Origin of the sequence: Rhodococcus sp. 114MFTsu3.1, from assembly GCF_000383555.1 — a bacterium.
Taxonomy (GTDB): Bacteria; Actinomycetota; Actinomycetes; order Mycobacteriales; family Mycobacteriaceae; genus Rhodococcoides; species Rhodococcoides fascians_E.
The window spans coordinates 1-9,872 of the sequence record NZ_KB911571.1 but is presented as its reverse complement, the minus strand read 5'-3'; the positions used below and the strand labels follow the sequence as shown (position 1 = coordinate 9,872).

Annotated in this window: 1 protein-coding gene; it reads left to right on the top strand. The window is 65.3% G+C overall.

The annotated features are described in order from the left end of the window. Nucleotides 1-36: 36 nt before the first annotated feature. A partial coding sequence (locus tag H292_RS0126550; protein WP_231383938.1) for a non-ribosomal peptide synthetase occupies nt 37-9,872 on the top strand: 9,836 nt, incomplete at its 3' end.

The window sequence follows — 9,872 nt, the reverse complement described above, 5'->3', positions numbered from 1 at the left end:
CTGTTGGCCAGGTTGAGTGGTACCGAGGACATCGTGGTGGGTACGCCGATCGCGGGTCGTGGTGAGGCCGGGTTGGATGCGTTGGTCGGTATGTTCGTGGGGACGTTGGTGTTGCGGACGGAGGTGTCGGCGCACCTGTCGTTCGTGGAGTTGTTGGCGGCGACGCGGGCAGCGGATCTGGCTGCGTTCGACAACACCGATGTGCCGTTCGAGCGGTTGGTGGACGAGTTCGCGCCGTCGCGGTCGACGGATCATTCTCCGTTGTTCCAGGTGTTGTTGGAGTTCCAGAACAATCAGCGGGCGCACCTCGAGCTACCCGATCTGACGGTGAACATCGAGGAAATCGACACCGACACCACCAAGTTCGATCTCCAGCTTCGGATCGACGAAGCAGCGGGGGAGAGCGGCACGTCGAGTGCGGCGTTCACGTACTCCACCGCCCTGTTCGACCCAGACACCATCGAGCGTTTCGTCGATCGTTTTCTCCGGTTGCTCGAGTCGATCACCCGTGCGCCGCAGGCGCCGCTTCGGGATCTCGACATCCTGTCGGTGTCCGAGCGTGACACCGTGCTCGCCGTATGGAACTCCACCGAGCACCGGCTCCCTCCCCAGGTCGGATCGGACCCGACGCTCGGCAGCTTGTTCGACCTGCAGGTCGCGCGAAGCCCGTACTCGATCGCGCTGGTGTTCGACGACGAGCACGTGACGTACCGCGAGCTGGACGAGCGTGCCAACCAGCTCGCACGTCACCTGGTGTCGCTGGGAGTCGGACCGGAATCGCATGTAGGACTGGCGATTCGACGGTCCACCGATCTGCTGGTCGGCATGTACGCCATCATGAAAGCCGGCGGCGCCTACGTACCGATCGACCCGGACCATCCCGTGGACCGATCCGCGTACGTCATCGACAGCGCGCAGCCCGTCTGCATCCTGACGACGAGCAGGGACTGGATCGACGTGTCGGTGGCCACTCCGGTCCTCGCCGTCGACCTGATCGATGTCTCGGACAGGGCGACGACTCCGCTGGGCTCGTCGGAGCGTCTCGGCGACATCACTGGCGCGAACACCGCCTACGTCATCTACACCTCCGGTTCGACGGGGCGGCCGAAGGGCGTGGCCGTCTCGCACGAGGCCATCGTCAACCGGCTGCTGTGGATGCAGGACCGGTACCGGCTCGAGCCGTCGGACAACGTCCTGCAGAAGACTCCGGCGAGCTTCGACGTCTCGGTGTGGGAGTTCTTCTGGCCCTTGCAGGTCGGCGCCAAACTGGTCATCGCAGCTCCCGACGGTCACCGTGATCCGGAGTATCTGTCGCGGGTGATTCTGCGTGAGAGGATCACCACCCTTCACTTCGTGCCGTCCATGCTCGCCGTTTTCGTCGACGGTGCGCACGCCGAGGACTGCGAGTCGCTGCGCTTGGTGTTCTGCAGCGGCGAGGCTTTGCCACCTGCGACGGTGGAGGCATTCGCTGCCTTCTCGGATGCGCAGTTGCACAACCTGTACGGTCCCACCGAAGCAGCGGTCGACGTGACGTCGTACCAGTGCGTCTCGTCGGATCCGGTGTCGATTCCGATCGGTGCTCCGGTGTGGAACACGCGCACCTACGTCCTCGACGCGTCGTTGAAGCCTGCGCCGATCGGTGCACCGGGTGAGCTCTACCTGGCAGGTGTCCAACTCGCACGTGGTTACGTCGGTCGCGGTGATCTGACAGCCGATCGCTTCGTCGCCGATCCGTACGGTGAACCGGGCGAACGTCTCTACCGCACAGGCGATCTCGTGCGGTGGCGCGCCGACGGCAACCTCGAGTACATCGGCCGAACCGACTTCCAGGTGAAACTCCGCGGACTGCGAATCGAGTTGCCGGAAGTAGAATCGGCGCTGCTTCGCCACCCATCCGTCGCGCGCGCCGTGGCCGTCGTGCACCGCACCGTCTCCACGGGCGAGGCTCTGGTGGCCTACGTCGTGCCCGTGCGGGGAGCAACCGTCGACGCAGCCGAGTTGGCACGCGCCGTCGGCGAGTCCCTTCCGGCGTACATGGTGCCGTCGCTCGTGGTCGAACTGGCCGAGTTCCCGCTGAACTCCAGCGGAAAGCTCGACCGGAAAGCCTTGCCGGACCCGGTGTTCACGCTGACCGACGACGAGATCGTCGCACCGTCGAATCCGGTCGAGGAGATCATCGTCGGAGAGTTCGTCGCGCTTCTGGGCGGAGAACCCATCGGCGTCACCCAGAACTTCTTCGCCGTCGGTGGCAACTCTCTCGTCGCGATGCGAGCCGTGGCGCGCATCAACTCGGCTCTCGGATCGAGCCTGACCGTTCGCGATCTGTTCGACTCGCCGACCGTGCGTTCGCTGGCTGCGGCCGTCGAATCGCAGGGCTACCGGACCGACCCGAAGCCGGCACTGGTTCCAGTGGAGCGACCGGCGTCCATCCCGGTTTCTCTTGCACAGCAGCGTATGTGGTTCATCAACCAGTACGACACATCGTCGGCTGCGTACAACGTGGCCTTCGCGATGAGGCTGACCGGCCGGCTCGATACCACCGCACTGCGCAGTGCACTGGGTGACGTCGTCGACCGCCACGAGGCCTTGCGGACCGTCTTCCCTCTGACCGACGACGGTCCCGTCCAGTCGATTCTGGAATCGCACCAGGCGCTGCCCGATCTGACTCCGATCCCGGCCGAGTCCGAGGACGATGTCCTTCGCCTCGTCACCGAGGTCGCATCCGAAGGATTCGACGTTGCCAGCAGTGTCCCCGTCCGAGCTCGACTGATCGAGGTCGGACCGGAGGATCACGTGCTCGCGTTCGTCGTGCACCACATCTCCTCCGACGGATTCTCGACCGGTCCGCTCGCTCGGGATCTGATCGTCGCCTACAGCGCGCGTACCCAGGGCGAGGCGCCGACGACGTCGGCTCTGCCTGTGCAGTACGCGGATTACTCGCTGTGGCAGCGCGCCTTCCTGGGTGAGGAATCGGACACCGATTCCGTGATGAACAAGCAACTCGGCTTCTGGGTGGACACCTTGTCCGGAGCCCCGGATGTTCTGGACCTCCCGTCGGACCGTCCGCGTCCGGCCGAATCGTCCTTCCGCGGTGCGGCAGTGGAGTTCTCGATCGACTCCCAGGTCCACGCACGGATGACGGAGCTGGCCACGCTGCGCGATTCCAGCGTGTTCATGATCGTTCACGCGTCGCTCGCGGTGCTTCTGTCCGGCCTGTCCGCGTCGTCGGACATCTCGGTCGGTACACCGATCGCCGGTCGCGGTGACGCCGCACTCGACGATCTCGTCGGAATGTTCGTCAACACACTCGTTCTGCGGACCGAGATCGACGCCGCGCGGTCCTTCCGCGACCTGCTGGCCGATGTCAGGGCCACCGACCTCGCGGCGTTCACTCACTCGGACATTCCGTTCGAGCGCGTCGTCGATGCGCTCGATCCCGTCCGGTCCACCTCGCATACCCCGCTGTTCCAGGTGATGCTGGAATTCCAGCACACGGATCGCCCGAACATCACTTTGCCCGGGTTGAACGTCGAGGCAATGGATCTGGCGAACGACATCGCCAATTTCGATCTGCAACTGACCGTGTCCGAGCGCTTCGACGCGTCCGGACAGGCTGCCGGTATCGAGGCCTCCTTCCGGTACGCCACCGACCTGTTCGACGCTGCCACCGTCGACACGTTCGCGCACCGATTCGTTCGAATCGTGGACGCGGTCACCTCGGACTCCGGCGTTGCCGTCGGCGACATCGACATACTGTCCGCGGACGAACTCGACGCGCTGACGCCCGTTCGCGGCGCCACGCCGATGCCACCTCGGCTGTTGCCCGAACTGCTGGCGGACTCCGTCGCGTCCGCAGGCGAGTCGGCCCATGCGCTCGATGTCGACAACGGGGTCATGACGTACGGGGAGTTGGACGCTCGGTCCTCCCGACTGGCTCGTCTGATCGTCGACCACGGTGTCGGCCCCGGTGACGTGGTTGCGCTCGCACTTCCGCGTGGCGTCGACTCCATCGTCGCCATCTGGGCCACGGCGAAGGCCGGAGCGGCGTTCCTGCCTGTCGACCCGACGTACCCAGCAGACCGAATCACGCACATGATCACCGATTCGGGTGCTGCGCTGGGACTGACGACGCTCGCCGACAACTCCGCACTGGCGGCGTTGTCCGACCGTGTCGTCTGGGTGGTTCTCGACGACCCGCGCTTCCAGCACGTGACGTCCACGTTCTCGACCTCAGCGATCACCGACGCCGAGCGTGTGGAGCCGCTGCGAATCGACGACGCTGCGTATCTGATCTACACCTCAGGGTCGACAGGTGTGCCCAAGGGCGTGGTGGTGACCCACCGCGGTCTGGCCAACCTCGCCGCGGAAGAACGTTCACGGTTCGAGGTGGAGCCGGGATCGCGTACGTTGGCGTTCGCCTCACCCAGTTTCGATGCGTCCGTCCTGGAGTTCGTACTTGCGTTCGGTGCCGGCGCGACAATGGTGATCGCACCGTCCGGGATGTACGGCGGCCCGGACCTGTCGAACTTGATGCGCGACAAGCACGTGACCCATGCCTTCGTCACTCCTGCGGCGCTGGCAACGGTCGACCACACGGAGTTGCCGGAACTGCGCGTCATCGCAACCGGCGGCGACGCATGCCCGCCGGAGTTGGTGTCCAGGTGGGCGCCCGGCCGGAAGATGTTCAACGCGTACGGACCGACCGAGGCCACCATCTTCTCGTCGATCAGCAACGAGCTCGCCCCCGGCGGCGTCGTGGACATCGGTTCTCCGACAATCGGTTTCGCCGAGGTCGTACTCGATTCTCGTTTGCGGCCGGTGCCTGTCGGTGTACCGGGTGAGCTGTATCTTGCCGGTCCGGCTCTCGCCCGCGGTTACCACGGTCGACTTCCGCTGACGGCCGAGCGCTTCGTGGCGGATCCCTACGGTGAACCGGGGAGCCGGATGTATCGGACCGGCGACGTCGTTCGCTGGAACCGGGCCGGTGCACTGGAGTTCGTCGGTCGCAGTGACTCGCAGGTCAAGGTGCGCGGTTTCCGCATCGAACTCGGCGAGATCGACGCGGCAGTCGGTGCGCACGACGGTGTCGACTTCGCGACGACAGCCGGCGTCAAGGGACCGGCCGGCAACACCATCCTGGTGACCTGGTTCGTCGCCGCGGAGTCCGCGTCGCCGACTGTCGATGCGGCGATCCTGCGCGAGCACGTCGCCGCGGTGTTGCCCGCCCACATGGTCCCCACCGCGTTCGTTCGGCTGGAGTCGATTCCGCTGACCCCTGCGGGCAAACTCGACCGCCGTGCGCTTCCCGAGCCCACGTTCGACGGTCCGGCCGACATCGGCCGAGCGGCGGACACCGCGATCGAGAAGCTGATGGCTGGACTCTTCGCCGAAGTTCTCGGCCTCGAGCAGGTCGGTGTCGACGATTCGTTCTTCGCTCTCGGCGGAGACAGCATCATGTCCATCCAGTTGGTGTCGCGGGCCAAGGCAGCAGGCCTCGTCCTGTCGCCGCGGGATGTGTTCGAACGCAAGACGGTTGCCGCACTCGCCGAGGTCGCGTCGTCCGCGGACGGCGACTCGGTCACGGTGCTGGAAGAACTTCCGGGCGGCGGCGTGGGTGACGTGCCGCTCACGCCCATCACCCAGTGGATGATCGACCGGACGCACGTGTTCGACCGCCACACACAGACAGCGCTGCTGACCTTGCCGGACGACATCGATCGATCCGCACTGGAAGCGACCGTACAGTCGGTGCTCGATCATCACGACATGCTGCGTGCGCGCCTTCGTCACGAGGACGAGCACTGGAGCATGGACGTGCAGCCCATCGGCTCCGTCGCGGCTGCCGCGGTGGTGCACCATGTCTCGGTCGGCTCGAGCACCGGTGACGAGTTCTCCTCGGTCGCCTCGGCCGAGCTCGACCGCGCAGCAGCACGTCTGGCCCCGGCGAGCGGCTCCATGATCCAGTTCGTCTGGTTCGAAGCCGCCGACAAGTCCGGACGACTGTTGATCGTCGCGCATCACCTCGTCGTCGACGGCGTGTCGTGGCGTGTATTGGTTCCCGACCTCGCCACGGCATGGGCACAGCTCGAGGCCGGTGAGGCGATAAGCCTGCTTCCCGTCGGTACGTCGATGCGGCGTTGGGCTCACGGTCTCGCCGACGCGGCGGAGTCCCGCCGGGGCGAGCTGGCGTTGTGGAAGGACACACTGTCCGGGGACGATCCGCTGGTCGGTTCGCGAGCGCTCGACCCGGAAATCGACGTGTACGCCACGGTCGATCACGTCGAGGTCGAGCTGTCGGCCGACGTGACCGAGGCATTGCTGACATCCGTTCCGGAAGTGTTCCACGGCAGCGTCAACGATGGTTTGATGGCCGGTCTCGCGCTGGCCGTCGGCGCGTGGCGACGTGCACGAGGTATCGAGACCCAGGATTCGCTCGTCTCGCTCGAGGCCCACGGACGCGAGGACCACATCGTCCCCGGCGCGGACCTGTCTCGTACCGTCGGATGGTTCACCACCATCTATCCGGTTCGAATCGATCTGCGCGGCATCGATGTCGACGACGCGATGAGCGGCGGTTCGTCGGCCGGCGCGTTGATCAAATCCGTGAAGGAACGACTTCTCGGAATTCCGGACCACGGCATCGGCTTCGGTATGCTCCGCTACCTGGACGACGAGTCGCGAAACGTACTGGCACCCTTGACGTCGCCGCAGATCAGCTTCAACTATCTCGGACGGTACGGCGCGGGAATTCCCGAGAATCTTCGCGGCGTGGGCTGGCTCCCGGTCGAGGACGACAGAATCGGCGATGTCCAGAACCAGGATCTACCGGTCTCGGCCGCCTTGGACATCAACGCAGTCACCACCAGCGGAGAGCGCGGTGACGCCCTCCGCGCCACGTTCGCGTACCCATCGGGAGTGCTCGAACGAGACGACGTCGAACAGTTGACGACCCTGTGGGTGAACGCTCTGACGAGCATCGCCCGGCACGCGCGCAGTGCAGGCGCTGGTGGGTTCACCCCGTCGGACCTCGATCTCGTTGCGCTGCCGCAGAGTTCGATCGTCGACATCGAGAAGCGGTATCCGACGTTGACCGACATCTGGTCGATGTCTCCGTTGCAATCGGGCATGCTCTTCCATGCCGAGCTGTCCGATCAGACGGTCGACGCCTACATCGTCCAACTCGTCATCGAACTCGGCGGCTCGGTCGATGCGGACCGGTTGCATCGGTCCGCTCAGGTTCTGCTCGATCGCCATGCCAACCTCAGGTCGGCCTTCGTTCACGACCTCGACGGCAACGCCCTGCAGGTCGTTCAGCGAAGCGTCGACGTTCCGTGGTCGGACATCGACCTGCGGGACGTGCCGGCAGAGGGCAAGGACGCCGAGCTCGATCGCATCCTCGCCGCCGACCGCGCAACCCGATTCAACATGGCCGACGCACCGCTGCTGCGGTTCACGTTCGTCCAGGTCGCCGAAGGACAGTGGCGACTCGTGCTGACCAACCACCACATCCTGATCGACGGTTGGTCGACGCCGCTCGTCATCCGCGAGCTGCTGACTCTGTACGCGACGGACGGCGACGACGCGGTGCTCCCTCGGGTGCCCGCTTACCGCGATTATCTGGCGTGGATGAACAGGCGCGACGGCGAAGCCGGTCGTCAGGCCTGGATCTCGGCGCTCGAGGGACTGTCCGAGCCGACTCTCCTGACCCCGGTCGAGAGCCGGCGACAGGAATCGACCCGAGCCGGTCGTGCGCTGACGTCGTTCGACGCGGCGGACACCACTGCGCTCCGCGTGTTCGCTCGGGACCGTGGTGTCACGATCAACACCCTGGTACAGGCAGCGTGGGGCACAGTGCTCGCGACGCTGACCGGACGCACCGACGTCCTGTTCGGCGCGACCGTGTCCGGGCGGCCGCCGGAGATCAACGACATCGAATCGATGATCGGCCTGTTCATCAACACTCTCCCGGTTCGAGTGACGCTCGATCCGCGGGAGTCGTTGAGCGAGTTCGTCATCCGCCTGCAGAACGAGCAGGCAGGTCTGCTCGACCACCACTACCTCGGTCTCACCGAGATCCAGCGGGCCGTCGGTCCAGTGGTCGCCTTCGACACACTGACGGTGTTCGAGTCGTACCCCGTCGACCGCGGTGGACTGTCCGACGAGACCGACATCGCAGGGCTGCGTGTGTCGGGAATCGTCGACGGCAGCGACACCGCGCAGTATCCGCTCACGTTGGTCGCGATGGCCGACGATCGACTGCACGTCGAAGCGAAGTACCTGCCCGAGGTGTTCGAGCAGGATGCCGTGGAGACCATTCTCGGCAGGATCGTGGCCGTCCTGGACGCGTTCGCGACCCAGCCGGAACTACCTGTCGGGCAGCTGCAACTGTTGTCCGAGTCCGAGCGTGACCTTTTGATCCCGGTACACGGCGCGCAATCCGTTGCCGGACGACTGTTGTCCGACGTCTTCGCCGACGCCGTGAACACAGCCGTCGGCACCGGCGGTGTCGACGCGATCGCCGTGGTCGCGGGCAACGAATCCGTGACGTATCAGGAACTGGACGCGCGATCCTCGCGAGTTGCCGACGTGCTGCGCTCGCGCGGTGTCCGCCCGGGCACCTATGTGGCGGTGGGACTGCAGCGTTCCATCGAGTACGTCGTCTCGGTATGGGCTGTGGCGAAGGCCGGCGGAGCGTTTCTCCCCGTCGATCCGTCGTATCCGCAGGATCGCATCGAACACATGTTGACCGACTCCTCGGCACCGGTGGGTATCTCGGTGGCTCGGTACACCGACGTGCTGACCGAAGCGGGGCGGGAGGTCGACTGGATCGTCCTCGACGAGATCGACTGGTCTGCATCCGAGTCGACTTCTGTGGCAGTCGACGGTCGACGGCCGGACAGCCGGGCAGTTCCGTCGCTGGACGATGCGGCGTATCTGATCTACACCTCGGGATCGACAGGTGTGCCGAAGGGCGTGGTGGTCACGCACCGCGGTATCGCCGATCTCGCCGAGGAGGAGCGGACCCGCTTCCGGGTCACCACCGACTCGCGTGTGCTCGCCTTCGCGTCGACGAGCTTCGATGCGTCGGTGCTCGAGATGGTGTTGGCGTTCTGTGGCGGCGCAACCATGGTCATCGCGCCGACCGACGTCTACGGCGGCGTCGAGCTCGCAGCGGTGCTGGCCGAGAAATCGGTGACCCATGCGTTCGTGACTCCTGCTGCGTTGGCGTCGGTTGATCCATCGGGTCTGGACGATCTGCAGGTCGTGGTGACGGGCGGCGACGCCGCCGGTTCCGAGTTGGTGGAACGGTGGGCCCCGGGCCGCGATCTGTTCAATGCCTACGGACCGACGGAAGCGACCGTGTTCGCGTCGCTCGGTACACCCATGCGTCCAGGTGCACCCATCGATATCGGCTCACCGGTGCGCGGATTCTCGGTTGTCGTTCTCGACTCCATGCTGCGGCCTGTTCCGGTGGGTGTGGTGGGTGAGTTGTATTTGTCGGGTCCTGGTGTGGCTCGTGGTTATCATGATCGTTTTTCGTTGACGGCGGAGCGGTTCGTTGCGGCGCCGTTCGGTGGTGGTGTGCGGATGTATCGCACGGGTGATGTGGTGCGGTGGTCCGGTTCGGGTGTGTTGGAGTATGTGGGTCGTAGTGATTTTCAGGTGAAGGTGCGTGGTTTCCGGATCGAGTTGGGTGAGATCGATTCGGTGGTGGTGGGTCATGGTGATGTGGATTTCGTGACGACGGTGGGTGTGGATGGTCCGTCTGGTGCGACGGTGTTGGTGTCGTATGTGTTGCCGGTGGTGGGTGCGGTTGTGGATGTGGAGGGTTTGCGGGAGTTCGTGGCGGGTGTGTTGCCGTCGCATATGGT